Source organism: Allostreptomyces psammosilenae, from assembly GCF_013407765.1.
Taxonomy (GTDB): Bacteria; Actinomycetota; Actinomycetes; order Streptomycetales; family Streptomycetaceae; genus Allostreptomyces; species Allostreptomyces psammosilenae.
The window spans coordinates 1,679,259-1,705,017 of sequence record NZ_JACBZD010000001.1; the positions used below are offsets into that span (position 1 = coordinate 1,679,259).

Genomic DNA, 25,759 nt, shown 5'->3' on the forward strand with positions numbered 1-25,759 from the left:
CGGCGGGACCGGGGCCGCGGCCGGCTCGGCCGGGCCCGGGGGACGGGTGGGAGGCGGGCGCGGGTCGGTCAGCGCGAGCCGACGCCGCTGGCCAGGTAGCGCGGGGCGGGTTCGGCGGAACGGCGGCGGTGGTCGATCACCGACTGGAGGATCTCGCCGACCCGGACCGCGGTGTTGGACAGCAGCGAGGAGGTGATGCCGTGCGTGTGCTCGGTGCCGCCCTGCAGGTAGACGCCGCCGCGCAGCTGGGGGGCGGTCCGGATCCGGTAGTCGCGGTCCACCCGCAGCCGGCCCTGCTCGTCGCGCAGGCAGTGGGCGGCGATGTCGCCGAGCAGCCGGGCCGGGTCGCCGGGGCGGTAGCCGGTGCAGTAGACCACCACGTCCGCGTCCAGCACGGTCTTCTCACCGGTGCTCAGCGACTCGATGGTGGCGCGCACGCCGGTGTCGGTCTCGACGACCTCGGCCGGCTGGGAGAGGTTGAACAGCCGCAGCCGCTCGATGCCGAGGACCTTCTCCCGGTAGGCGCGCCGGTAGAGGTCGTCGATGAGGTCCATGTCGACGACGGCGTAGTTGGTGTTGCCGTGGTAGCCCATGATCCGGCGCTTGACCGGCTCGGGCGCGGCGAAGAACTCGTCCACGGCGGCCGGGTCGAACACCCGGTTGGCGAAGGAGCTGTCGTCGGCGGGGGAGTAGCCGTAGCGGGAGAAGACCGCGCACACCTCGGCGTCGGGGAAGCGTTCGTGCAGGTGGGCGGTGACCTCGGCCGCGCTCTGGCCGGCGCCGACCACGACGAAGCGGGAGGGGGTGGTGCCGCGGAGCGCCTCGATCCGGTGCAGCAGGTCGCGGTTGTGCCAGATCCGTTCGGAGGGGGTGACGCCGTCGGGCAGGTACGGCTCCAGGCCGGTGCCGAGGACCAGGTTGCGCGCCCGGTACACGCGCGGCGCGGCGTCCGGGGCGTCGCCGGTCGGCCGGGCGGTGACGTCGAAGTGCGTGATGGCGCCGTCGTCCCCGGTGACCGGGCGCACCCCGACGACCTCGTGGCCGTAGGAGACCTGGTCGGCGACCTTGGCCGCGGCCCACTCGAAGTAGTCGTGGAACTCCACGCGCAGCGGAAAGAGGTTCTTGTGGTTGATGAAGTCGATCAGCCGGTCCCTGCTGTGCAGGTAGGACAGGAAGCTGTACTCGCTGGTGGGGTTGCGCAGGGTCACCAGGTCCTTGAGGAAGGAGACCTGCATGGTGGCGTCGTCGATGAGCATGCCCCGGTGCCAGCCGAACCGTGGTTGCCGTTCCAGGAAGTGCGCGGTGACGGGTTCCCCGTCGACCCGGGCACCCGGTTCGGTCAGGGCGATCGCCAGTGCGAGGTTCGAGGGGCCGAAGCCCACCCCGACGAGGTCGTAGACCGGAACCCCGTCCTCGACACGTGCCTGTGCCATAGCTGTCCCATCCCCGCGGCAACACGCGCGCCGCTAAGTCGACGTCAGTCAGACGAAGGTAACGCTAACCTGACTTAGGGCCACCTGACTGCGGTCGTGTGCACGTGACGTTTCCCACCGGTGTCGGGCGGTGCTCGGCTATTGATCGTTTAGGCAAGGCTTGCTTTACTTGCCTGGGTTGTCGCTTCCGAGGAGAGGGGACCCCCATGCGGGTCGTCATGTTCGGTTACCAGACCTGGGGCCACCGCACGCTCCGGGCCCTGCTCGACTCGGAGCACGAGGTGGTGTTGGCGGTCACCCACCCCAGGAGCGACCACGCTTACGAGAAGATCTGGTCCGACTCGGTGGCCGAGCTGGCCGAGGCCCACGGCGTCCCCGTGCTGATCCGCAACCGGCCGGACGACGAGGAGCTGCTGTCCCGGCTGAAGGAGGCCGAGCCGGACATCATCGTGGCCAACAACTGGCGCACCTGGATCCCGCCGCACATCTTCAACCTGCCCCGCTACGGCACCCTGAACATCCACGACTCGCTGCTGCCCGCCTACGCCGGCTTCTCCCCGCTGATCTGGGCGCTGATCAACGGGGAGGAGGAGGTCGGCGTCACCGCCCACCTGATGGACGAGGAGCTGGACGCCGGCGACATCGTGCTCCAGCGCGCCGTGCCCGTGGGGCCGACCGACACCACCACCGACCTGTTCCACCGCACCGTCGACCTGATCGGGCCGATCACGGTGGACGCGCTCGCGCTGATCGCCTCCGGCCGCACCGACTGGACCAAGCAGGACCGCTCCAAGGCCAGCTTCTTCCACAAGCGGTCGCCGGAGGACAGCCGCATCGACTGGACCTGGCCGGCGGAGAGCATCGAGCGGCTGGTCCGCGCCCAGTCCGACCCGTACCCGAACGCCTACACGTTCTACCGGGGCGAGCGGATCCGCGTGCTGCGGGCGTCGGTCTCCCGGGCCCGCTACGGCGGCACGCCGGGGCGGGTGTTCATCCGGGAGGGCGACGGCGTGGTCATCGTCGCCGGCGCCGACGCCCGCACCGGCCGCAACCCCGGGCTGGTGATCGAGCGGGTGCGCACCGACGACGGCGCGGAGTACCCGGCGACCGAGTACTTCACCACGATGGGCGGCTACCTCACCAGCCACCCCTCCTGAGCCCGGCGGCGCGCCCCCCGGCCCCTGCCCGGGAGCGCCCGACCCGCGCGCGCCGCGGGGCCGGCCGCGGCGCGTGGCAGCACGACCCCGAAGTAGGTTAGGTTCTCCTAACAGTGAGGCCCCCGCGGTTGGGGCCGAAGGTGGGAGAGGGGCGTCGATGGCAGACCAGCCGGGACCCGCGAAACGTTCGACCTTCCGTGGCCGCGTGCTCTACACGGAGCGACTGACCCCGCACCTGGTGCGGGTGGTGCTCGGCGGCCCCGGCCTGCGCGGCTTCACCGCCGGCGAGTACAGCGACAACTACGTCAAGCTGCTCTTCGGCCGGCCCGGGGTGCGCTACCCGGAGCCGTTCGACATGGAGGCCGTCCGCCGCGACCTCCCCCGGGAGGACTGGCCGCGGCAGCGCACCTACACCGTCCGGGCCTGGGATCCGGACGCCGCCGAGCTCACCATCGACTTCGTGGTGCACGGCGACGAGGGCCTGGGCGGCCCCTGGGCCGCGGCGGCCCGGCCCGGCGACGAGATCCACCTGCTCGGGCCCGGCGGCGGCTACCTGCCCAGCGCCTCGGCCGACTGGCACCTGCTCGCGGGCGACGAGTCCGCCCTGCCGGCCATCGCCGCCTCCCTGGAACGGCTGCCGGCCGACGCCACGGCCCACGTCCTGCTGGAGGTCGCGGACGAGCGCGAGGAGCTCAAGCTGCCCACCCCCGCCGGGACCGAGCTCACCTGGCTGCACCGCGGGACGCGCCCGGTGGGCGAGGCGCTGGTCGAGGCGGTGCGGGCGCTGGACTTCCCGGCCGGGCGCCCGCACGTCTTCGTGCACGGCGAGGCCGGCTTCGTCCGGCGGATCCGCCGGCTGCTGCGGGTCGAGCGCGGCGTGCCGCTGGAGGACATGTCGATCTCCGGCTACTGGCGGCTCGGCGCCGACGACGAGAGCTGGCGCGCCGTCAAGGTCGACTGGAACCGACAGACCGAGCGGGAGGAGGCCGAGGCCGTCCGCTCCCGCCAGGCCCCCACCGCCGCCGCCTGAGTATCCGGCACCCGCCCGTCGGACGGGTGCCGCGCCGGGGCACGGGGGCGCCCCCCGTGCCCCGGCGGTCGGGGTACGGGGGCGGGCCGGGGACCCCGTGCGTGCGGGGGTGTGCCGAACCGGAAACCTGGCTGGTCCTGGCCGGGTTCCGTGACCGTTCACGACGCGTATTGACCCGGTGCCACCCGCTGCATACGGTCGCTGTGACCCGCCCTGAGGAGACGGCCGGCCCACGCCGCCGGCGCCCCCTCCCACCCGCGCCGTCACGGGCTGACGGCCCCACACAGCCAGGGAAGTGCATGTCCAGCCAGCGCGCCGCCAGGGCCGTCATCAACGTCGACCTGCCCGGACCGGTCATCAGCCGGCACCTGTACGGGCACTTCGCCGAACACCTGGGGCGGTGCGTCTACGGGGGCTTCTGGGTCGGCGAGGACTCGGACATCCCCAACGAGGGAGGCATCCGGCTGGACGTGGTGGAGGCGCTGCGCGCCCTGGACGTCCCCAACCTCCGCTGGCCGGGCGGCTGCTTCGCCGACGAGTACCACTGGCGGGACGGCGTCGGCCCCAGGGAGCAGCGCCCCACCATGGTGAACACCCACTGGGGCAACGTCGAGGAGAACAACCACTTCGGCACCCACGAGTTCATGGCGCTGTGCGAGCTGCTCGGCGCGGACCCCTACGTCAACGGCAACGTGGGCAGCGGCACCGTGCGGGAGATGAGCGAGTGGGTGGAGTACCTCACCCGCGACGGCGACAGCCCGATGGTGCGGCTGCGCAAGGCGAACGGCCGCGAGGAGCCCTGGCGGGTCCCGTTCTGGGGGATCGGCAACGAGGCGTGGGGCTGCGGCGGCAACATGCGCGCCGAGTACTACGCCGACCTGGCGCGCCAGTACGCCACCTACTGCCGCGACCACGGCGGCAACACCCTCTACCGGATCGCGGCCGGCGCGCGGGACGGCGACGTCTCCTGGACCGAGACGCTGATGAAGGCGATCAGCCACCTGGGCTGCAAGAAGCGTCCCAGCGGCTACTACCAGGGGATCTCCTTCCACTACTACACCCTGGCCGGCCCCTGGGAGAACAAGGGCAGCGCCACCGAGTTCACCGAGGACGACTACTACCGCACCATGCTGGCCGCCCGCGGCATGGACGACGTCATCGCCAGCCACTCCCGCGTCATGGACTGCTACGACCCCGAGGCCACGGTCGGCCTGGTCTGCGACGAATGGGGCACCTGGTGGGACGTGGAACCCGGCACCAACCCCGGCTTCCTGTACCAGCAGAACACCCTGCGGGACGCCCTCGTCGCCGGCGTCACCTTCGACATCTTCCACCGGCACGCCCGACGGCTGTTCATGGCGAACATCGCCCAGACCGTCAACGTGCTCCAGGCCATGATCCTCACCGACGGCGAGCGGCTGATCCGCACCCCGAGCTACCACGTCTTCGAGATGAACAAGCGCCACCAGGACGCGGACTCGCTCCCGATCCACCTCACCACCTCCGGGACCACGCGCGCGGTCGGCGACAGCGAGCTGGAGACCCTCTCGGTGTCCGCCAGCGCCAAGGACGGCCGGATGCTGGTCTCGCTCACCAACCTCGACGCCTCCTCCCCGGTCTCCGTCACCTTCGACCTGCGCGGTGGCGGCCTGGAGGACCACCGGGGCAGGATCCTCACGGCGCCGGCGCTGTCCACCCACAACACCGCCGAGGCGCCCGACGCGGTGAGCCCGCGGACGTTCGACGCCTTCACGGCCACCGCCAACGGGCTGACCGTCGAGCTGCCGCCGCACTCCTTCGTCACCATCGAGGGCCGGCTGCTCACCGCCGGGCACTGACCGCCGGGCACCGACCGCCGAGCACCGACCGGGTGCGCCGGCCGCACCGGCGCCGGCGCACCCTCCCCACCGACCACAGCGCACCAGGCACGCGGAGCACCCACCATGTCGACCCAGTCCCCACCGCCCGCCCCCACCGACCCCGCCGACCGGTTCCGCCTGCTGGTCTTCTCCCGGACGCTGGGCTACCGCCACGACTCGATCCCGGCGGGCGTGGAGGCCCTCGAAGAGCTCGGAGCCCGCCACGGCTTCGCCGTCGACGCCACCGAGGACCCCGGCGCCTTCACCGACACCGGCCTCGCCGGGTACCGCGTGGTGGTGTTCCTCTCCACCAGCGGCGAGGTGCTCGACGAGTCCGGCCGGGCCGCGTTCCAGCGGTACGTGGCGGCCGGCGGCGGCTTCGTCGGGATCCACGCCGCGTCCACCACCGGGTACGACTGGCCCTTCTACGGAGAGCTGGTCGGCGCCTACTTCAACGGCCACCCGGAGATCCAGCCCGGCACCGTCCGGGTGGAGGACTCCACCCACCCCGCCACCCGCCACCTCGGCCCGACCTGGCCGCGCGTCGACGAGTGGTACGGCTTCCGCACCAACCCGCGCGGGCGGGTGCGCGTGCTGCTCTCCGTCGACGAGGCGTCCTACCGGGGCGGGGACATGGGCGACCACCCGATCGCCTGGTGCCACGAGAACTGCGGCGGCCCCTCCTTCTACACCGCCCTCGGCCACTCCGGCGAGACCTACGCCGACCCGGAGTTCCGGCGGCACCTGCTCGGCGGGATCACGTACGCCGCGGGCCTCGCCGACCTCCCCGCGCGCTGAGCCGGCCCCGCCCGGCCCGGGAAACGCGCGCGGAGGCTGCGCCGGCGCGTAGGTTCGACGGTGACGGTCACGCGTCGCGGAGCGCGTGCGGAGGACGAGGGAGCAGCGGCATGACCCCGGAGGAGCGGCAGGACCGCCAGCAGCGACACCAGCGGCAGGAGAACGGGCCCGCCCTGGGCACACCGACCGGGGAGCGGACGGTCGCCGTGCTGGGCACCGGCATCATGGGCACGGCGATGGCCCGCAACCTGTGCCGGGCCGGTTTCGCGGTGACCGTCTGGAACCGCACCCGGTCCCGCGCCGAATCGCTGGCGGCCGACGGCGCGCGGGTGGTCGACACCCCGTCCGAGGCCGTCGCCGGCGCCACGCTCGTGCTCACCGTGCTCACCGACGGCCCGACGACGCTCGCGACCATGCGGGCCGCCACCGGCGGGCTGCGCCGCGGGGCGGTGTGGGTGCAGAGCGGCACCGTCGGGGAGGAGGCCGTGCCCGAGCTCCACGACTTCGCCCTCGAACACCACCTGCGGTTCGTCGACGCCCCCGTGCTCGGCACCCGGCAGCCCGCCGAGCAGGGCACGCTCACCGTGCTCGCCGCCGGCCCGGAGGCGGTGCGCGCCGCCGTCGCCCCCCTCTTCGACGCCATCGGCCAGCGCACCTGGTGGGTGGGCACCGACGGCGGCTCGGCGGCGGCGACCCGGCTCAAGCTGGTGGCCAACAGTTGGGTGCTGGCCCTGACCCACGGCACCGCGGAGGCGCTGGGCCTGGCCCGCGCCCTCGACGTGGACCCGCGCGACTTCCTCTCCCTGGTGAGCGGCGGGCCCCTGGACAACGGCTACCTGCGCGCCAAGGCCGAACTCATCATGGCCGGCGAGTACCCCACCAGCTTCTCGGTGGCCAACGCGGAGAAGGACGCCCGTCTGGTCGTCGAGGCCGGCCGCCGGCACGGGGCCCGGCTGGACGTGGCCGAGGCGGGCGCCGAGCGACTGGCCCGTGCCCGGCGGCTGGGCCACGGCGAGGCCGACATGGCCGCCTCCTACCTCGCCACGTTCGAGGACTGACCGGGCGCGGGGGACGCGTGCCGGCCCGCCGGCGGGCGATCAAGCGGAGGCTGTGCCTACGGTGGTCGGGAGGAACACCGCCGACGACAGCATCGCCGCGGCGGGCCCGGTCCTGCCCGGCGCACGTGCTGCCCGGACAACAGGAGGTCCCCCATGACCACAGCCCGCGACATCATGCACCCTGGCGCGACGTGCATCGGAATCGACCAGAACCTGCAGGAGGCCGCGCGGATGATGCGCGACCTCGAAGTGGGCGCCCTGCCGATATGCGGCAACGACAACCAGCTCAAGGGCATCATCACCGACCGCGACATCGTCATCACCTGCTGCGCGGAGGGGCGCGACCCGGCCAGCGTGACGGCCCGTGACTTCCGCAGCCGGCTGTACTGGATCGACGCGGGCGCGGACGTCTCCGAGGTCCTGCGGACGATGGAGCAGCACCAGGTGCGCCGCCTCCCGGTGATCGAGAACCAGCAGCTGGTGGGGATGATCAGCGAGGCGGAGATCGCCCGGAACCTCTCCAAGGACCAGATCGCCGAGTTCACCGGGCGGGTGTACGCCACCGCCTGAGGGGCCCCGGACGCGGCCGGGCGGAGCGGCGGGGGAGGGGGACGCCTCTCCCGCCCCCGCCGCGTCCCGCCCGCGCCCCACCACCGACGCGCCCGCCCTCCCGGGGCGGGCGCGGACCCGTCCGGCCGGCGGCGGTCGGCCCCGAAACCGGGCCGTTCCCCAGCGGTGGTCGTCGGCGGACAGGACCCGCGCCGATCCCCCCGCCGGGCCCGGAAGGCCCGGAACCGAGCCCTCACTCCGCGGCGCTCCGGGGAGCGTCCGGGCACCCCTGCGACGTTGCTCAGGTGACATCCCGCCGAACTCTTCCGGCCGTCCGGTCGAACAAGCGTTGTCTCTGAGTGGCGGACCGGTTGACCGACAGCTCCGAACTGGCACAATCAGGCCCCGTCGTCGCCACGCCGGAACCCCGGCGCGGCCCCCTCTGACCGCCCCACTGGACAGGACCCCCTCACATGCGTCTCGCATGGCCTACCCGGTCGACGGCCCCCTCCTTCCACCACCGCGTGGCGTCGGTCATCAGACCGTCCACCCCCGCGTGGTTCCCCGCCCAGCTCCGTCGCCCCGGTGGCCGACGCTCGGACACCACCCGCCCCGAGCAGCGGCTCGCGGACCGCGGCACCGGCGAGACCGGCGACCCATCCGCGCCCACCGCCGCCGCGCGCCCCGCGCCGGTGACCTTCGCCGCTCCCGCCTCCCCCGCGCCCCTGTCCCCGCCCGCGGCACAGCCGCACGACCGGGGCACCGACGACCTCCCCGCCCGCCCGGCGGCACCGGAGGCCCAGGCGCTCCCGGCCGGCGGGACGCCCCTCGGCGAGTCCGCCGCGCCCCGGGCCGCCGACCCGGCGCACCCCGCGCGCACACCGCTGCGCATCGCCCTGGTCGCCGAGTCCTTCCTCCCGCAGGTCGACGGCGTCGCGCACACCGTCTGCCGCACCGCCGACCACCTCGCCGCCAGCGGCCACGAGGTGATCATCGTCGCCCCCGGCCCCGGCCCCCGGGAGTACGCCGGATTCCGCGTCGAGCGGGTCCGCGCCGCCCGGCTGCCCCGCTACCGCGCGGTCCGCGTGGGCCTGCCGCAGCCCTTCCGGCTCCGCCGCATCCTGCGCCGCTTCGAGCCCGACGTGGTCCACCTCGCCTCGCCGGTCCTGCTCGGCGCCAGCGCCCGGCGGGCCGCCCACCGGCTCGGCATCCCGGCGGTCGCCGTCTTCCAGACCGACCTCGCCGGCTTCGCCCGCCGCCACCGGGTGCCCGCCCCGCTCGGCGCCCTGATCTGGGCCGGCCTGCGCCGGGTGCACCGGCGCGCCGAGATCAACCTGGCCCCCTCCACCGCGACCGTCCGCCAGCTCGACGAACGCGGCATCAGCGGCGTCCAGCTCTGGCCGCACGGCGTCGACACCCAGCTGTTCAACCCCGCCCGGCGCTCCGCGCGGCTGCGCGCCCGGCTGGCCCCCGACGGCGAGGTGCTGGTCGGCTACGTCGGCCGGATGAGCAGCGACAAGCGCGTGGAGCTGCTCACCGAGCTCGCCGACCTGCCCGGCGTGCGGCTCGTCCTGGTCGGGGGCGGCCCCGAGGAGCCGGCGCTGCGCCGCGCGCTGCCCGGCGCGGCCTTCCTCGGGGTGTTGCGCGGCGGCGAACTCGCCGAGGCCTTCGCCTCGTTGGACGTCTTCGTGCACACCGGGGCGGACGAGACCTTCTGCCTGACCGTGCAGGAGGCGCTGGCCAGCGGCGTCCCGGTGGTCGCCCCGGCCTGCGGCGGCCCGCTCGACCTGGTGCGCCACCGGGTCTCCGGACTGCTCTACCCGCCGGACGACACCGAGGCCCTGCGGCGGGCGGTGACCACCCTGGCCGGCTCCCCCGAACTGCGCCAGACCATGGGTGCGGCCGGACACCGCTCGGTGCAGAGCTGCACCTGGCAGGCGGTCGGCGACCAGCTCCCCGGGCACTACCGGACCGCCATGGAGACCGCCGCGGCCGGGAACCGCCGGCCGCGCCCGCGGGGCGCCCGCCGCCGCTCCGCACGGCTGTGGAACCGGCTGGTCTCCACCCCCCGCATCCGCCGCTGACCCGCCCGGCGCGCCCACCGCCCGGCGCGCCCGTCCGGGAACCCCGACGGAACCCCCACGGCAGCCCCACGGACCCCACAGCACCACCCACGCCGGCGCCCGGCCCCGCACCTCGCGGGAGCCGGGCGCCGGCGCGTGCCCGCCCCCAGCGCCGCCCGTCCCGCCCCGGGCGGGTCCCGTCCGCACCCGGGGCAGCGACCCCTTGACGGAACGTGAGGGCTCCTCATAGGGTCGGTGTTATTCAAGGACCTTTATTAAATGAGGTCGCATAACACACCACGATCGCTCGTCGCGCAGCGGTGCCGGACCAGCCGGCCCGGCGCCCCCGTGCGGCGCGCGCATCCCGTCCGGCCGCGATCCCGCGGCCCGGGCCGCCGCCGTCCGATCGGAGAACAACGTGGGGACACAGCAGGTCCATCCGATCCAGGAGCCCAAGTACTGGCGTCTGCGGACCGTGCTCGGCCGCGCCCTCGACTCCGAGTTCGCCGTCGGCGAGGTCCTGCCGAACGAACGGGACCTCGCGGCGCGCTTCGGCGTCGCCCGGGCGACCCTCCGCCAGGCCCTCGACCAGCTCGAACTCGAAGGGCGGCTGCACCGGCGGCGCGGCATCGGCACACTCGTGGCCGGCTCGCGGGTCGGCGTCCCGGTCGGCGGCGGCGAGGGCCAGGAACCCGCGCCGCACGACACCTGGCACGTCGTCGACCACGCCGACACCACCCCGCCGGTCAAGGTGCTGCGGGCCCTCGCGCTCACCGACAAGGCCCCCGTGCACCGGGTGCTGCGCGCCCGCCGCACCCGCGGCCAGGTCGTCGGCACCGAGTACCTGTACGTCCCCGCCGACCTCCTCCCCGACCTCGACGCCACCCCGGCCGGCGCGCAGCGCGCCCGCGCCGTGCTCCACGCCTTCTGGGAACTGGACGCCGAGGAGGCCTCCCGCTCCGTCGAACTCGGCGTCGCCGAACCCGACGTCGCCCAGGTGATGGAGAACCCGCCCGGCACGCCCGTCCTCGTGGTCACCACCTGGTACCGGCTGCGCGGCCGGGTGGCGGCCCTGTCCGTCGGCACCTACCGCGCCGACACCTGCCGGCTCACCTTCGGCGAGGCCGAACCCGTCCCACTGGCATCCTGAACCCCCGCCCTGTCCTCCGCGCCCCACAACCCCCCGCCGCCACAGCCCCGCCCCGCCGCCCCCTCCGGCCCGCCACCGGCCACCGCAGGGGCCCGCGACCGCGACCCACCCCCGGAAGGCCGATCCAGTGACACAGCTCACCGGCCGGGACCCCTCCCTGCTGCGCCGCATCAACTCGGCGGTCACCCTCCACGCGCTGCGCGGCGCCGACGCCCTGACGCTCACCCAGCTCATGGAGGACACCGGGCTGTCCCGCCCGACGGTGGAGGGCGTCGTGGAGGGGCTGACCCGGCAGGGACTCGTCGCCGAGGTCGACCCGGACGCCGGCGCGCCACGCCGCGGCAGGCCCGCCCGCCGCTACCGGTTCCGCGCCGAGGCCGGCCACCTCCTCGGCCTGGAGGTCGGCGTCCGGGCGGTCCGCGGCGTCCTCGCCGACCTCGGCGGAACCGTCGTCGGCACCCTGCGCCGCGACGTCCACCAGGAGACGGCGGCCGACGAGCGCCTCGGCGCCGTCCGCGCCCTCGTCGCCGACCTGCTCCGCCGCAGCGGGGTGCCCCGCGGCAACCTGCGCGCCGTCGGCCTCGGCACCCCAGGCATCATCGGCGCCGACGGCGCCGTCGAACTGTGCGCGGCGGTGCCGGGCTGGACCGGGCTGGACCTCGGCGCCCGGCTGCGCCGCTCCTTCCGCTGCCCCGTGCTGGTCGAGAACGACGCCAACCTCGCCGCCATCGGCGAGCACTGGAAGGGCGCCGCGGTCGGCGCGGACAGCATGGTGTTCGTGCTGGCCGGCCTCAGCCCCGGTGCCGGCTCGCTGATCAACGGGCGGCTGCACCGCGGCTTCGGCGGCGCGGCCGGGGAGATCGGCGCCCTGCACCTGCTCGGCCGGCAGGCCGACCCCGAGCACCTGCTGTCCACCACCGACACCCCCCTGCGGCCGCTCGACGAGCAGGCCGTGGCCGGGGTGCTGCGCCGCGCCGCCGAGGGCGACGCGGAGGCCAGCGAGGCGCTGGACCGCTTCGTGGAACGCCTCTCCCACGACGTCGCGGCACTCGTGCTGGCGATCGACCCCGAAGTGGTGGTCATCGGCGGCTGGGCCACCGGGCTGGACGGCCTGCTGGAGCCGCTGCGGGCCCGACTGGCCGGCCACTGCCTGCGCGCGCCCCGGGTGGCGCTCACCGAGCTGGGCGAGGAGGCGGTCGCCCTGGGAGCGCTGCGCACCGCCCTGGACCACGTCGAGCGGGAACTCTTCGCCGTCGACCGCTGACCCGGGCCCGGCCCGCCGTGCGGCGCGCCGCCGGCACGCCCCCGTGAAGGTGCGAGGCGGCTCCGACCGGGTGATAGTGGAGCCGAGGAGCGGTCGTCGAGGACGTGAGACCGCACGACGCCCGGCCCGTCTCCGCGATCGGCCACTCCACCGGGAGTGGGCGGGGCGGCACGGTGACGCCGGCCCGGGTCCGCGTCCGGCGCCGAGGAACGGGGGCGGAATCCGGAAGGGGCAGCGTCGCGATGTCTTCCGACAGCACTCCCAGCAGGTACGCGTACCGGCGCGGCGGCCAGGGGCCGCCCGCCGATCGGCCCACCGTCTTCGCCCCGGGCGAGGACAACACGGTGCCCGGCGAGGTTCTCGTCGAGATGACGCCGGAGGCGGCCCGCGGGGTGTCCGCGGCCGTCCCGCTCACCCCGACCAGGGGAGCCGCGGCCACGGTCGACCGCCTGGGGGTGGCCCCCCTCGACGAAGTGCTCGGGGAGATCGGGATCCGGTCCGTGGTGCGGCTCGACAGCCCGGCGCCGCCCACCCCCCGCGGCCTGAAGGCGTTCGTGGAGCCCGCCGCCGTTGGCGCCTCCTACCGCCTCCGGTTCGAGGAGGACCTGGACGTGCACGCGGTCGCCGACCGCCTCTCCGCCCTGGACGAGGTGGCCGTCGCCGAGCCCAACCGCTGGCGGGAGGCCCTGGTCGTCCCCGACGATCCGGAGTTCGCCCGGCAGTGGGGCCTGGTCAAGCTCAACTGCCCCGACGCCTGGGAGGTGACCACGGGCCACCCGCGCGTGGTCGTCGCCGTGATCGACACCGGCGTGGACCTGGACCACCCGGAGCTGGCGCCGCTGCTGACGCAGGGACAGGACCTCGTCGACCTCGGCCCCCAGCCGGTGGTCGAACCCGGCTGGGTGGTCGAGGGCGACTACCTGGGCGTGGACGCCGACCCCCAGGACGAGGTGGGCCACGGCACGCACGTCGCCGGCACCATCGCCTGCCGCAGCAACGAGGGCTCCGGTGTCGCCGGCGTCACCTGGAACTGCACCCTCATGCCGGTCCGGGTGCTGGCCCGCCTGCGGCGGCTGAGCGACGGACGGGTCAGCGGCAGCGGCAGCGCCGCCGACATCGCGGCCGGCATCCGCTGGGCGGTCGACCACGGAGCCCGCGTCCTCAACCTCAGCCTGGGCGGCTACGTCGACACCAGCGTGGAGCGCAACGCCATCGCCTACGCGACCGGCCGGGGCGCCGTCGTGGTGGCGGCCATGGGCAACGACGGCGCCGACACGCCGAACTACCCGGCCGCCTACCCCGGGGTGGTCGCCGTGGGCGCCCTCACCGAGACGGACGCCCGCGCCGGCTTCTCCAACACCGGCCCGCACATCGACCTCGCCGCGCCCGGCGTCAAGGTGCTGAGCACCCACTGGGACAACACCCACGCCAGCAAGAGCGGCACCTCCATGGCCGCCCCGCACGTCGCCGGCGTGGCGGCGCTGCTGATGTCCGCCAACCCCGGCCTGCCCGCCGACGAGGTCGGCGACATCCTGCGCAGCACCGCCCGGCCGCTGCGCGACGACCCGGCCGACCCCGTGCCCAATGACGCCTACGGGTACGGCCTGGTCGACGCCCGGGCCGCCCTGGGCCGGGCCCGTCCGACCGGGCCGGCGCGGCGCCCGGTGACCACGGCCGTGCTCGGCGCGGCGGCCAGGGGAGTGCCCAGCGGCGTCTGCACCCGCCCGCAGCTCGATCCGCTGTGCGAACCAGGACTGAGCCACGCCACGTGCCCGCGCGACGTCGACCCGTACCTGAGCCAGGTCTGCACCCGTGTCGAGTGGCTGTGCCCACCGGGGGCCACCGGTGGCGTGTGCCCGCGCGACGTCGACCCCTGGTACAGCCAGGTGTGCTCCGCGCCCGACTGGCCCGACGCGGCCTGTCTGCCGGTCAGCGAGGAGGCCTGCCCCAAGGAGGGTGACCCGTGCGGACGCCGTCGTCACCCGGGCGGCCCGCGCGGCGGCCGGGGCGCCTGGCGCGCCTACGACCCCTACGGCTACGACCCGTACGGGCGCCGGTACGGCTGCTGAGGCGGCGCCGTGGAGACGGAGCGACACGGGTACCACCACCCCCGGTACGCCCCCGGCGGGCCGGGCCACCCGCCCGGACCACCGCCGGATCCGCGGGAGCGTCCCGCCGCGGGGCCGGGCGACCGGGCGGCCGGCGGGCCGGGGGAGGACCGGGGCGACGGCTTCGACCCGCTCGCCGTCCTGGTCGCCGCCGACCTGCTGGACGAGCCCGCCGCGCCCGCGGTGCGCCGGGTCGACGACATCTCCCGCTCGCACCGCGTGCACCGGGTGGTGCTGCGCGACGGCCGCGCCTACGTCGTCAAACGCCTCGGTGGACCGGCGAGGGAGCCCGGCCGGGAGCTGGACGCCGAGCTGTACGTCTACCGGATGGCCTCCTGGTTGCCCGGGGTGTCGGCGGCCGTGCCGGAACCGGTGATGATCGACGAGCTGGGGCAGGTGCTCGTCCTCCCCGCGGCCCCGCCCCACCAGGTGTTCCCCGCCTGCCTCGGCTCCCGCCGGCTGCCACCCCCGGTGGCGGCCGGGGCCCTCGGGCGCGCGGCGGCCGGCTGGCACCACGCCACCGAGGGGATCCACCTGCCGCGACCGGCCTCCCGGGGCCCGCTGGGCCTGCCCCGCACCCCGCCGTCGGCCTGGCTGGTCGGCGGGGCCGCGGCCCGGGCCCTGGCCCTGGGGGTGGTGGCCGCGCCCGATCTCGGCGCGGCGCTGGAGGAGGGAGCCCGGCTGTGGGCGCCGCGCTGCCTCGTCCACGCGGACCTGATGTGGGATAACTGCCTGGTGGACGCCGCGGCGCCGCCCCGGGTGCGGGTCATCGACTGGGAGCTGTCCGGGTACGGCGACCCGGCGTGGGACGTCGGCTGCGTCGTCGCCGAGCAGGTCTCGCTCGCCGTCCGCGCCCAGGAACACGCCCTCCGGAGCCGCGACCCCCGTGCCCGGCAGTCCGGCCCCACCGCCGACATCCTCGCCGACCGCCCGCGACTGCTGGGCGGTCTGCCGGCCGCCGCGGCCCCCGCCGTGGCGGCGTTCGCGGCCGGATACGCCGCGGCGCTCCCCGCCCGGCCGGAGCCCGACTTCTGGTACCGCGCCGTGCTCTACGCCGTGGCCCGGCTGGTCTACTTCGCCATCGGCGGTGCCCGCTGGGAGGACGCGGAGGACTGCCCGTTCGCCGTGGCGCACCTGTCCGCCGCCCGACAGCTGCACACCACCCGGATCCGCACCGCGGACGCGCTCCGCAGGAAGGCGACCCGATGACGCCGACCGACCCGGCCCCGACGGCACGGCGCACGGCGGGCGACGCGGTGCCCAGGGAGGTCCGGCGCGACCTCGCCCGCGTCCACCCCCTCGGCACGCCCGACGGCGACGTGATCCGCTTCGCGGGCGTGCCGCTGACCGCTCCCGCCGGCCCCGCGAGGGCCGCCGTCCGCGGCGCCCCAGGTCCCGTGCCCCCGGACGACCCGGCCCGGCGCGAACTCGCCTACGCCCTCTACCGGTCCTGGTACCTGCGCCCGCCCGGCTCCCCACCCGGTGTGCCCGGCGCGCCCGGCGCGACGGCCGCCGACCCGCGCACCGACCTGGTCCCGCTGCTGCGCGCCGCGCACGCCGGCGCCGAACGCCTGGAGGAGGGCTGGGTGGTGGTCGCCACCGCGCCGGACGGCAGCTGCCAGGTCACCCGGGACGGCCGGTGGCGGACGGTGCGGCCCGGGGACTACGTCTCCATCCCGCGCCCCGGCGTCCCGGTGGCCCCGGGCGAGGTCGTCGCCGTCCGCGCCCGGGACGACTGGGGGAGCGCCGACGACGAGTTCTGGTGCACCGCCGACCCCGCCGGCGGCCCCGCGCCGCCCCTCGGCCGCGCCTACCTCCACGTGCGCCCCGACTCCGTCGGGCCGGTGCTCCACGGGATCACCGCCGCGCTCGCCGCCACGGGCCTGCGCTACGCGCTGAAGTGCCCGCGCGACGCCCGGGCCTACGACCGGGTGGACACCCTCGTGGTGTACCACGCCAGGGACGACGCCCGCCGGGTGCGCGCCGCGCTGGAGGCCCTCCACCCCGCCCTGGTCGGCCAGGCGCTGCTGCGGGACGCGACCCCTCCGCTGGCCCGCCGGGTGGGGCCGGGCCTGGCCTACGCGGACGACCCCGAAGGCCGTCCCAGCTTCGGGGAGCACCGCTGCGCCGCCCTCGTCCCCGGCCTGCTCGCCGCCGCCGCGGCGGGCGTCTTCCACGGCCGCGCCGGCGACCGCGACCGGCGCCGGGACCTCCTGGTCGACCACCTCCTCGCGGCGCTGCGCGCGGCCGGCGTCGACCCGGAACGCCCCTGGCGGGAGCCCCGCCGCCGGCACCCGGCCACCGGGACCACCGGGACCACCGGAACCACCGCCGGAGGGGCCGGCGAGGGAGCGGGTGAACCATGACCGATCCGGACTTCGCCGCCACCGCCCTGCGGATCGCCCGGGACCTCGCCGAGGCCGCGGCGCCCGCCCCGGGGGGCGTCCACTGGAGCGGCCCCCGGTACCTGGCCACGGTGCCCCCGCCGCACATCGCGCACGCCGACCTCGGCCCAGGCGTCTACGCCGGGGCGGCGGGCATCTCGCTCTTCCTCGCCTGCGCCGCCCCCCTGGACCGCACCGGGCAGGTGGGTCGGACGGCCCACCTGGGAGCTAGGTGGGCCCTGCGCTCCGCCGGCGACCTGACCCGCGCCGGACGGCACGGCCTGCTCGATGGAGCCGTCGGCGTGGCGCTCGGCGCCGCCCTGACCGGCCACGCCCTGGGGGACGGCACCCTGGTGACCGCCGCGCGGCGGATCGTGCACGGCGTCGCCGACGGCACCCCGCCGGGGGCGCCGCCGACCGGCCCGGACGTGGTCAGCGGCGGCAGCGGGACACTGCTGGGGCTCCTCGCCGCCGGTGACCTGCTGGACGAGGAGACCCGCGAACGGCTGCGGCGCGTCGTCGTCCCCGCCGCCCACGGGCTCGCCGACACCTCCCGGCCGCGGGCCTGGGGCCGCTCCTGGGGCGACCGCGCCTGGGCGGTCGACCTGCTGGGACTGGCCCACGGCGCCTCCGGCGTGGCGCTCGCCCTCACCGAGGTCGGGACGCCGGCCGGCGACGCGCGACTGGCCGCCGTGGCCCGCGACGCCGTGCGCTACGAGAACGGCTGGTTCTCGCCGGAGCGGTCCGCCTGGCCCGACCTGCGCGACCCCGACCCAGGCCCCGCCGACCCCGACCCCGCCCCGGACCCGGGGGCCGAGGCCGGCCCGGACGCCGACTCCGAGCCGGCGGAGCAGGGGGCGGGGCAGGCGGCCCCCCGCCCCCGGCCGTGGCCGGCCTGGCCCAGCTACTGGTGCCACGGCGCCCTCGGCATCGGCCTCGCCCGACTGCGCCTGTTCCAGCTCACCGGCGACCGGAGCCTGCTGCCGGACATCAGCGCCGCGGCGCAGGCCGCCCGCGACGTGGTGGTCCGGGCGGGCACCGACTTCCGCTCCGGCGGCACCCCGGACGCCTCCCTGTGCCACGGCCTCACCGGGACGGCCGAGCTCTTCCTCACCGCCGGGCAAGTGCTGCGCGTCCCCGAGCACACCCGCGCCGCCACCCAGGTGGGACGGCTGCTGCTGGACCTGGCCCGGCGCGACGACGGCCGGTGGCGCTGCGGCATGCCGGTGCCGGACCAGTCGCCGAGCCTCTTCCTCGGCCTGGCCGGCATCGGACTGACCCTGCTGCGCCTGCACGACCCGCGGTCCGCGCCCAGCCTGGCCCTTCCGGGGCCGGGCGGCGGCTGGGCGGAGTGGCTCACGGCCCGCCGGACTCCGGTCCCTGCGTGAACCTCCAGGCGTCGGGCTCCGCGTCGGCCACGCCCGCGACGCCCCGCGCCGCCGCGACGGCACCGGCTCCGGAGCCCTCGGGGAACAGCGCCACCAGCACCCCCGGCAGCGCCTCCCGGGGCGGCAGCACCTCCAGCGCCCCGGCTCGCCGCAGCCCTTCGGCCACCGCCGTCCAGTCCGCGCCGGACTCCAGCGTGACGATGACGCGCACGGACATCGCGTCGCCTCCCAACCTCGCATCCCGGCGGGCCGCGGACGGCCGACCTCCGCGGCGCCGTCCGTGATCCCATTCTCGCCGGCGTCCTCCGGCGCGGCGCGCCGCGACCGCGCCGGGATCCGACGCCCCGCGCACGCGCCCGGCAGACCACCGCCCGCCGGACCGGCACGGCGGGGCCGGAGCGTTGCGATGCGACAACAGTTGGTCGCCCAGGGCGAAAAAGGTTGGTCGATCGGCCGTTCGGGCCTGAATGATCTGCGGACGTCGTTCCCTCGCGGGGAGGGAACGCCCCCCGCACGACGACCACCGGGAGCGCTTACACGATGGATCGGATCAACGACGTACTCGGGGACGTCTCCAGCTTCGTCTGGGGTCCCTGGCTGCTGATACCCCTGCTGTTGCTGACCGGGCTCTACCTCACCGTGATGCTGCGCGGACTCCAGTTCCGCCAGCTCGGTCCCTCCCTCTACCTGGCGCTGATCAAGCGGAAGGAGAGCGGCACGGCCGAGGGGGACGTCTCCCACTTCCAGGCGCTGACCACCGCACTGGCCGCCACCATCGGCGTCGGCAACATCGCCGGCGTGGGCACCGCCATCTACCTCGGCGGCCCCGGGGCGCTGTTCTGGATGTGGATCACCGGCCTGCTCGGCATGGCGACCAAGTACTCCGAGGCGTTCCTCGGCGTGCGGTTCCGCCGCAAGGACGCCAACGGCCAGATGAGCGGCGGCCCGATGTACTACCTGACCGACGGGGTCGGCGGCCGCTTCGGCCGGGCGCTCGGCATCTTCTTCGCCGTGGCCGGCGCCGTCGCCGCCTTCGGCATCGGCAACGGCACGCAGTCCAACACGGTGGCCGTGGCGATCGACGACCAGTGGGGCGTGCCCACCTGGATCTCCGGGCTGGTGATGACGGTCGCCGCGGCGGCCGTGGTGCTCGGCGGCATCCAGAGCATCGGCCGGGTCAGCTCGGCGTTCGTCCCGGTGATGGCCGTCCTCTACATCGCGGGCGGGCTCGCGGTGCTCGCCGTCAACGTCACCGAGCTGCCGGCCGCCCTCGCCCTGATCGTCTCCGACGCCTTCACCGGCACCTCCGCCGTCGGCGGCTTCGCCGGCGCCGCGGTGCTCTCCGCCATCCGCTACGGCGTGGCGCGCGGCATCTTCTCCAACGAGTCCGGCCTCGGCACCGGCGGCATCGCGGCGGCGGCCGCGCAGAGCGCCCACCCCACCCGGCAGGCGCTGGTGTCGATGACCCAGACCTTCCTGGACACCCTGGTGGTGGTCTCCTTCACCGGCCTCGCCGTCATCGTCACGGGAGCCTGGAAGGCCGAGGACGTGGCCGAGGGCGCCCCCATGACCATCGCCGCGTTCCAGTCGGCGCTCGGCGACTGGGCGGGCGACCTGGTGGTCATCAGCATCATCCTGTTCGCCTTCTCCACCATCCTCGGGTGGGGCTACTACGGTGAGCGCTGCATGGAGCGGCTGTTCGGCGTGCGCGCGATCATGCCCTACCGGGTGGTGTTCGTCGCCGTGGTGATGGTCGGCGCGACGACCGACCTGGCGACCGTCTGGCTCTTCTCCGACATCGCCAACGGCCTGATGGCACTGCCGAACCTGATCGGTCTGCTGGTGCTGGCACCGCTGGTCGTGCGGGAGACCCGGGAGTACTTCGCCGACCCGGAGACGGCGCTGCGCAAGGCCGCCGAGCGTTCCGCCGCGCAGCCCCCCGGCTCCCGCTAGCCGGGCGCCCCGTCCGCCCCGGGCTCCGCCAGCATGCCGGTGAGCAACTCGGTCAGGCTGACGGTCAGCTCCCGCTCCGTCGGCGTCGGCACGGCCGTGCCGCCGGCGACGGTGTGGAAGAGGACGCCCTGCACGTAGGCGAGCAGCGACCAGCCGTGCCGCTCCGGGGCGCGGGAGCCCAGGGCGCGGACGATCTCCACCGCCTGCCGCCGGAACTCCGCCCCCGCGGCGGTGTACAGCGGGGCGAGTTCCGGGCGGCGCACCGCCTCCAGGGCCAGTTCGAACCGGACCGCGGTGCGGGCGCGCTCCGTGGTGACGGCCTGACGCAGGTGCGCCGCCAGCAGCGCCGCCACCTCGGCCGGCTCGGGCGGGCCGGCCGGGGCGGCGGCGCCCGCGTCGGGTGGCTCGGACAGCGCGCGGTCCAGCAGCGGCGTGATCTCCCCCCGCTCCCGCTCCGCGATGTGGCGCAGGGTCAGCTCCAGCAGCGCCCGCCTGCTGCGGGCGACGTTGGAGGTGGAGCCGACGGGCAGGCCGGCCGCGGCGTCCACCGCCCGGTGGGTCAGGCCGCGCGGGCCGTGCTCGGCCAGGACGGCGCAGGAAGCCTCCGCGATCCGGCGGGCGCGCGGCGAGAGCGGGGGAGGGGAGCCGATGGCCATGCCCCCACCCTACCCGGGCGCGACTACGGGTGTAGTCTCACTACATCCGTAGTGAGCCCGGCGCGTGGCCGCGACCCGTTCGCCGCCACCCGGCAGGAAGGCCACCTCCATGTCGCACCCCCACGCCATCGTCGTCGGCGCCGGAATCGGCGGGCTCACCGCCGCCCGCGCGCTGCGCCGCTCCGGCTGGACCGTCCGGATCCTCGACCGCGGCGACGCCCTCGCCCCGACCGGCGCCGGGATGGCCGTGGCCCCCAACGCCCTGCGCGCCCTGGAGGTGATCGACGCCGCCGAACCGGTCCGCCGGCTGGCCGCCATGCAGGGCGCCGCCGGGATCCGGGACCCACGCGGCCGCTGGCTGAACCGCTCCGACGTCGCCACCGCCGAACGCGCCTTCGGCGGCCCCATCGTCGTCACCCTGCGGCACCAGCTCGTCCGGATCCTCAGCGAGGGCATCCCCGCCGCCGACCTGCGCACCCACACACCGGTCAGCGGCGTCGAACCGGGCGGCCCGGACGCCCCCGCCGCCGTCACCACCGGCGCGGGGGAACGCTTCGAGGCCGACCTCGTGGTCGTCGCCGACGGCGTGCGCTCCCGGCTGCGCACCGCCCTGTTCCCGGAGCACCCCGGCGCCCGCCACAGCGGCGTCACCACCTGGCGCGCCGTGCTGCCCGCCCCGCCCACCCCCGCGGAACCGGCCGAGACCTGGGGCGACGGCCGGGTGGTCGGCCTGATGCCGCTCGCCGACGGGCGGACCTACTTCTACGCGGCCGAACGGGCTCCCGAGGGCCGCCGGCACCCCGACGAACGCGCCTACCTGCTCTCCCGCTTCGGCCACTGGCACGCCCCGATCGGCGACCTGCTCGCCGCGGCCGCACCCGAGGACTTCCTGCACCACGACGTGCCCGAGATGCTCGATCCGCTGCCCGCCCTGCACCGCGGCCGCGCGGTCGTCCTCGGCGACGCCGCCCACGCCATGACGCCGCACGTCGGCCAGGGCGGCTGCCAGGCGATCGAGGACGCGGTCACCCTCGCCCTGCTGCTCGACGGCGCCACCCCGGCCGACGTCCCCGCACGCCTGCCGCACTACACCGCCGCCCGCGCCGCGCGCACCGCCGCCCTGGTGCGCCGCTCGCACAACGCCGCCCGGCTGGCCCACGCCACCGGCCCGGTCGCCGTCCTGCGCCCGGCGCTGCTGCGGCTGACCGGCCTGCTGCCGACCTCCGTCCTCGCCCGGCAGTTCGCCCCGGTCTTCTCCTGGCGCCCGCCGGCCCCGGGCGTCCCGGCGGTCCCGGGCGGCGCCGCCCGGCCGGCGCGGGAGGTGTGACCCGCTCCCACCCGGGAACCCGGGACACGTGGACCCCGTCACCGCGCTCAACCGCATCGCCTACCTGCTGGAACGCGAACAGGCGCCCACCTACCGGGTGCGCGCCTTCCGCACCGGCGCGGCCGTCGTCGCCGCCCTGGACCCCACGGAACTGCGGCAGCGGCTGCGCGCCGGCACCCTCACCGCGCTCCCCGGCATCGGCCCGGTCACCGCGGCCGTCGTCCAACAGGCCGCCGCCGACCAGACCCCCGACTACCTGGCCAAACTGGAGGACCAGGCCCCGCGCCGGCTCCCGGCCGCCGCCGAGCGGCTGTGCCGGGCGCTGCGCGGCGACTGCCACACGCACTCCACCTGGTCGGACGGCGGCAGCCCGATCGACGAGATGGCCCTGGCCGCCCGCGACCTCGGACACGAGTGGATGGTCCTCACCGACCACTCACCCCGGCTGCGGGTCGCCCGGGGGCTGGAACCGGACCGGCTGCGCGAACAACTCGACGTGGTGGCCGACCTGAACCCCCGGCTGCGCCCCTTCCGACTCCTCACCGGCATCGAGTGCGACATCCTGGAGGACGGCTCCCTCGACCAGGATCCCGAACTGCTCGACCGCCTCGACGTCGTCGTCGCCTCCGCGCACTCCAAGCTCGCCATGGAACCCGCCGCGATGACCCGCCGGCTGGTGCGCGCCGTGCGCGATCCGCTGGTCGACGTCCTCGGGCACTGCACCGGACGGCTGGTCGGCGGGCGCGGCCGGAAGCCCTCCCGCTTCGACGCGGACGCCGTCTTCGCCGCCTGCCGGGAGGCCGGCACCGCCGTGGAGGTCAACTGCCGCCCGGAGCGCCTCGACCCGCCCCGCGACCTGCTGCGCCGGGCCGTCGACGCCGGCGTGCTGTTCGCCATCGACACCGACGCCCACGCGCCCGGGCAACTGGAGTGGCAGCACCACGGCTGCGTCAGGGCGGCCGAGTGCGGGGTCCCGGCGGAGCGGGTGATCAACACCTGGAGCGCCGAGCGGCTGCTGGAGTGGGCCGGCGCCCGGCGCGCCGCCCGCCGCTGACCAGGCACGGACGGGCGCGGGGCGGGTGCCGGGCTACTCCCCGACCCTCCCGTCGATCCGCTCCCGCAGCAGGTCGGCGTGGCCGTTGTGCCGGGCGTACTCCTCGATCATGTGGACCAGGATCCAGCGCAGGGTGACCGGCTCGCCGTGCCGCAGGCCGGTCACCTCCAGCGACTCGGCGGCCTCCACCAGCCGGTCCGCGTGGGCGCACTCGGCACGCCAGGTGGCGAAGGCCTCCTCGGCGTCCGCCGTGTCCACCTCGTCGAACTCGCCGTCCGGCGCGGTGTCGGAGTAGTACAGCGGGGGAGCGGCCTCGGCCGCCAGCACCCGGCGGAACCAGGCACGCTCCACCTCGGCCATGTGCCGCACCAGCCCCAGCAGGGAGAGCGCGGACGGTTCCACGGCGCGGATCCGCAACTGCGCCGCCGTCAGCCCCTCGCACTTCAGCGCCAGGGTGGCGCGGTGGTAGCCGAGCCAGGAGGTCAGCATGGCCCGCTCGCCGGCGGCATAGGGCGGGTCGACTCGGGCGATCGTTTCCGTCTCGGTCATGACGGCCATTCTGCTCCCCCTGCCGCCACCAGACTGCCGGGAACATGCCAAGAAATCGCCCCGCCCGCACATCGCCCCGCCCGCACATCGCGCCGCTTCCCGGTCGTACTCGCGCGGCGGGCCCCGGCGTGGCATGTTGGCCATGGCGGGCATTCTGCAATCACCACCGAAGAACTACCGGCGCGCGGCCACCGGCTACCCGATCGGGTGCGCCTCGGGACGAAAGCGCCTCACGTGGCTCCCGCGCCTCTAGGGTGTTCTGGTCGGGGGCCGGGCCCGAAGGGGGCGCGCGAAGCAGCCCCCGGCCGGCCACACCCCTGGCCGCACCCGCACCCGGAGGAGGAGGACCGTGCGTTACCACGACTCGGTCATCGAACTCGTCGGCAACACCCCGCTGGTCCGGCTGAACCGCGTCACGGCCGGCATCAGCGCGACCGTGCTGGCCAAGGTCGAGTACCTCAATCCCGGCGGCTCGGTGAAGGACCGCATCGCGCTGCGCATGGTCGAGGCCGCCGAGCGGTCCGGCGCGCTGCGCCCCGGAGGCACCATCATCGAACCCACCTCCGGCAACACCGGGGTGGGCCTCGCGCTGGTGGCCCAGCAGAAGGGGTACCGCTGCGTCTTCACCTGCCCCGACAAGGTCTCCTCCGACAAGATCGACGTGCTGCGCGCCTACGGGGCGCAGGTCGTCGTCTGCCCCACCGCGGTGGCCCCCGAGCACCCCGACTCCTACTACCAGGTCTCCGAACGGCTGGTGCGCGAGACGCCGGGCGGCTGGAAGCCCGACCAGTACAGCAACCCGGAGAACCCCGCCTCGCACTACGCGACCACCGGCCCGGAGATCTGGGAGCAGACCGGCGGCACGATCACCCACTTCGTCGCCGGCGTCGGCACCGGCGGCACCATCACCGGCACCGGCCGGTACCTCAAGGAGGTCTCCGGCGGAGCCGTCCGGATCATCGGCGCCGACCCCGAGGGCTCGGTGTACTCCGGCGGCACCGGCCGGCCCTACCTGGTGGAGGGCGTCGGCGAGGACTTCTGGCCCGAGGCCTACGACCGCGGCGTCGCCGACGAGATCGTCGCCGTCGCCGACCGCGACTCCTTCGCGATGACCCGCCGGCTGGCCCGGGAGGAGGGCCTGCTGGTCGGTGGTTCGTGCGGCATGGCGGTGGTCGCCGCGCTGCGCGTCGCCCGCCGGCTGGGGCCCGAGGACACCGTGGTGGTGCTGCTGCCGGACGGCGGCCGGGGGTACCTGTCCAAGATCTTCAACGACGACTGGATGGCGGACTACGGCTTCCTCAGCGAGCCCAGCACCGGTGCCCGGGTCGCCGACGTGCTGGCGCGCAAGGCCGAGGCCGAGTCGGGCGGCATCCCCAGCTTCGTCCACGTGCACCCCGGGGAGACCGTCGGCGAGGCCGTCGAGGTGCTGCGCGAGTACGGCGTCTCGCAGATGCCCGTGGTCTCGCCGGGCGCGGCCCACCCGGACGTGATGGCCGGCGAGGTGGTCGGCTCCATCGTGGAGCGAGAACTGCTCGCCGCCCTCTACACCGGCCGCGCGCGCCGGGACGACCCGCTGGACGCGTACGTCTCCCCGGCGCTGCCGCTGGTCGGCTCCGGCGAGACCACCGCGAGCCTGATGGCCGTCCTGGAGAAGGCGGACGCCGCGGTGGTCCTCGTCGAGGGCAAGCCGGCCGGCATCGTCACCCGCCAGGACCTGCTCGGCTTCCTCGCCGACGGCTCCCCGACCCACGCCGAGCCCAGCGGGGCGTGACCGACCCGCGCGACCGACCGCGCGCCCGGCGGTGCGGTGCGGTGCGCGCCGCGCGCACCGCACCGCCGGGCGGCGGGGGGAGGGAGAGGAAAACCGGATGCGCCCCCGCCCGCGGCCCGCTAGCCTCACGGGCATGAGACTGAGCGGTCCCATCGGACAGATCTACGAGTGAGCCCGGCGTGGTGCACGCCGTGGTGAGGCCCGCGCC

At 75.7% G+C, this 25,759-nt stretch carries 21 protein-coding genes; 17 read left to right on the forward strand and 4 right to left on the reverse strand.

Annotated elements, in window-relative coordinates; translation table 11 throughout:
• Window positions 1-68: 68 nt before the first annotated feature.
• The gene (locus FHU37_RS06685) at window positions 69-1,433 is read right to left on the reverse strand and encodes a lysine N(6)-hydroxylase/L-ornithine N(5)-oxygenase family protein (RefSeq protein WP_179813281.1); all 1,365 of its coding nucleotides are present in this window, start codon (window positions 1,431-1,433) and stop codon (window positions 69-71) included.
• Window positions 1,434-1,639: 206 nt separating this feature from the next.
• On the opposite strand from FHU37_RS06685, the gene FHU37_RS06690 reads away from it, so the two are divergent.
• The 13 genes from FHU37_RS06690 to FHU37_RS06750 all read left to right on the forward strand — a co-directional run bounded on the left by FHU37_RS06690 (window position 1,640) and on the right by FHU37_RS06750 (window position 18,241).
• Window positions 1,640-2,590, forward strand: a complete 951-nt coding sequence (locus FHU37_RS06690) for a methionyl-tRNA formyltransferase (RefSeq protein ID WP_179813282.1) — start codon at window positions 1,640-1,642, stop codon at window positions 2,588-2,590.
• Window positions 2,591-2,747: 157 nt separating this feature from the next.
• Complete coding sequence (locus FHU37_RS06695) at window positions 2,748-3,620, forward strand: siderophore-interacting protein (protein ID WP_179813283.1); 873 nt, start codon at window positions 2,748-2,750, stop codon at window positions 3,618-3,620.
• A 299-nt stretch (window positions 3,621-3,919) separates the two neighbouring features.
• Window positions 3,920-5,458: an alpha-N-arabinofuranosidase gene (locus FHU37_RS06700; protein ID WP_179813284.1), complete on the forward strand. Its 1,539-nt coding sequence runs from the start codon at window positions 3,920-3,922 to the stop codon at window positions 5,456-5,458.
• A 105-nt stretch (window positions 5,459-5,563) separates the two neighbouring features.
• On the forward strand, window positions 5,564-6,277 hold the full coding sequence (locus FHU37_RS06705; RefSeq protein WP_179813285.1) for a ThuA domain-containing protein: 714 nt from the start codon (window positions 5,564-5,566) through the stop codon (window positions 6,275-6,277).
• A 110-nt stretch (window positions 6,278-6,387) separates the two neighbouring features.
• Window positions 6,388-7,335 carry an NAD(P)-dependent oxidoreductase gene (locus FHU37_RS06710; RefSeq protein WP_179813286.1) on the forward strand — a complete coding sequence of 316 codons (948 nt, stop codon included), beginning with the start codon at window positions 6,388-6,390 and terminating at the stop codon, window positions 7,333-7,335.
• A 153-nt stretch (window positions 7,336-7,488) separates the two neighbouring features.
• Window positions 7,489-7,905 carry a CBS domain-containing protein gene (locus FHU37_RS06715; RefSeq protein ID WP_179813287.1) on the forward strand — a complete coding sequence of 139 codons (417 nt, stop codon included), beginning with the start codon at window positions 7,489-7,491 and terminating at the stop codon, window positions 7,903-7,905.
• A gap of 503 nt (window positions 7,906-8,408) precedes the next feature.
• Complete coding sequence (locus tag FHU37_RS06720) at window positions 8,409-9,968, forward strand: glycosyltransferase family 4 protein (RefSeq protein ID WP_312892467.1); 1,560 nt, start codon at window positions 8,409-8,411, stop codon at window positions 9,966-9,968.
• 397 nt (window positions 9,969-10,365) lie between these two features.
• The gene (locus FHU37_RS06725) at window positions 10,366-11,097 is read left to right on the forward strand and encodes a GntR family transcriptional regulator (RefSeq protein ID WP_179813288.1); all 732 of its coding nucleotides are present in this window, start codon (window positions 10,366-10,368) and stop codon (window positions 11,095-11,097) included.
• Window positions 11,098-11,224: 127 nt separating this feature from the next.
• Window positions 11,225-12,361 carry an ROK family protein gene (locus FHU37_RS06730; protein WP_179813289.1) on the forward strand — a complete coding sequence of 379 codons (1,137 nt, stop codon included), beginning with the start codon at window positions 11,225-11,227 and terminating at the stop codon, window positions 12,359-12,361.
• 242 nt (window positions 12,362-12,603) lie between these two features.
• Window positions 12,604-14,430 (forward strand): peptidase S8, encoded by a 1,827-nt coding sequence (locus FHU37_RS06735; protein WP_179813290.1) that lies wholly within the window; start codon window positions 12,604-12,606, stop codon window positions 14,428-14,430.
• Between the two features lie 9 nt (window positions 14,431-14,439).
• Window positions 14,440-15,678, forward strand: a complete 1,239-nt coding sequence (locus FHU37_RS06740; protein WP_179813291.1) for a phosphotransferase family protein — start codon at window positions 14,440-14,442, stop codon at window positions 15,676-15,678.
• On the forward strand, window positions 15,675-16,835 hold the full coding sequence (locus FHU37_RS06745; protein WP_179813292.1) for a T3SS effector HopA1 family protein: 1,161 nt from the start codon (window positions 15,675-15,677) through the stop codon (window positions 16,833-16,835). The genes FHU37_RS06740 and FHU37_RS06745 overlap by 4 nt, the downstream gene beginning before the upstream one ends.
• A complete protein-coding gene (locus tag FHU37_RS06750; RefSeq protein ID WP_179813293.1) occupies window positions 16,832-18,241 on the forward strand; it encodes a lanthionine synthetase LanC family protein in 1,410 nt (469 codons plus the stop codon). Before FHU37_RS06745 ends, FHU37_RS06750 begins: the two co-directional genes overlap by 4 nt.
• Here FHU37_RS06750 and FHU37_RS06755 read toward each other — a convergent pair.
• Window positions 18,210-18,458, reverse strand: a complete 249-nt coding sequence (locus FHU37_RS06755) for a hypothetical protein (protein WP_179813294.1) — start codon at window positions 18,456-18,458, stop codon at window positions 18,210-18,212. The genes FHU37_RS06750 and FHU37_RS06755 overlap by 32 nt on opposite strands.
• Before the next feature lie 323 nt (window positions 18,459-18,781).
• Between FHU37_RS06755 and FHU37_RS06760 the strand changes: the two genes are divergently transcribed.
• On the forward strand, window positions 18,782-20,194 hold the full coding sequence (locus tag FHU37_RS06760; RefSeq protein ID WP_179813295.1) for an alanine/glycine:cation symporter family protein: 1,413 nt from the start codon (window positions 18,782-18,784) through the stop codon (window positions 20,192-20,194).
• Here the strand turns inward: FHU37_RS06760 and FHU37_RS06765 are convergent.
• Entirely contained in the window at window positions 20,191-20,850 is a 660-nt protein-coding gene (locus FHU37_RS06765; RefSeq protein ID WP_179813296.1) for a TetR/AcrR family transcriptional regulator, read from the reverse strand. The two genes, FHU37_RS06760 and FHU37_RS06765, sit on opposite strands and share 4 nt — an antisense overlap.
• Window positions 20,851-20,959: 109 nt before the next feature.
• On the opposite strand from FHU37_RS06765, the gene FHU37_RS06770 reads away from it, so the two are divergent.
• Both FHU37_RS06770 and FHU37_RS06775 read left to right on the forward strand, forming a co-directional pair.
• The gene (locus FHU37_RS06770) at window positions 20,960-22,177 is read left to right on the forward strand and encodes an FAD-dependent monooxygenase (protein ID WP_179813297.1); all 1,218 of its coding nucleotides are present in this window, start codon (window positions 20,960-20,962) and stop codon (window positions 22,175-22,177) included.
• Window positions 22,178-22,205: 28 nt separating this feature from the next.
• On the forward strand, window positions 22,206-23,231 hold the full coding sequence (locus FHU37_RS06775; RefSeq protein ID WP_179813298.1) for a PHP domain-containing protein: 1,026 nt from the start codon (window positions 22,206-22,208) through the stop codon (window positions 23,229-23,231).
• A 33-nt stretch (window positions 23,232-23,264) separates the two neighbouring features.
• Here FHU37_RS06775 and FHU37_RS06780 read toward each other — a convergent pair whose 3' ends face one another.
• Window positions 23,265-23,780: a DinB family protein gene (locus FHU37_RS06780; RefSeq protein ID WP_218903957.1), complete on the reverse strand. Its 516-nt coding sequence runs from the start codon at window positions 23,778-23,780 to the stop codon at window positions 23,265-23,267.
• A gap of 349 nt (window positions 23,781-24,129) precedes the next feature.
• Here FHU37_RS06780 and FHU37_RS06785 point away from each other — a divergent pair, with 349 nt between their 5' ends.
• Window positions 24,130-25,551, forward strand: coding sequence for a cystathionine beta-synthase (locus FHU37_RS06785; protein ID WP_179813299.1), 1,422 nt, complete (start codon window positions 24,130-24,132; stop codon window positions 25,549-25,551).
• Window positions 25,552-25,759 lie beyond the last annotated feature (208 nt).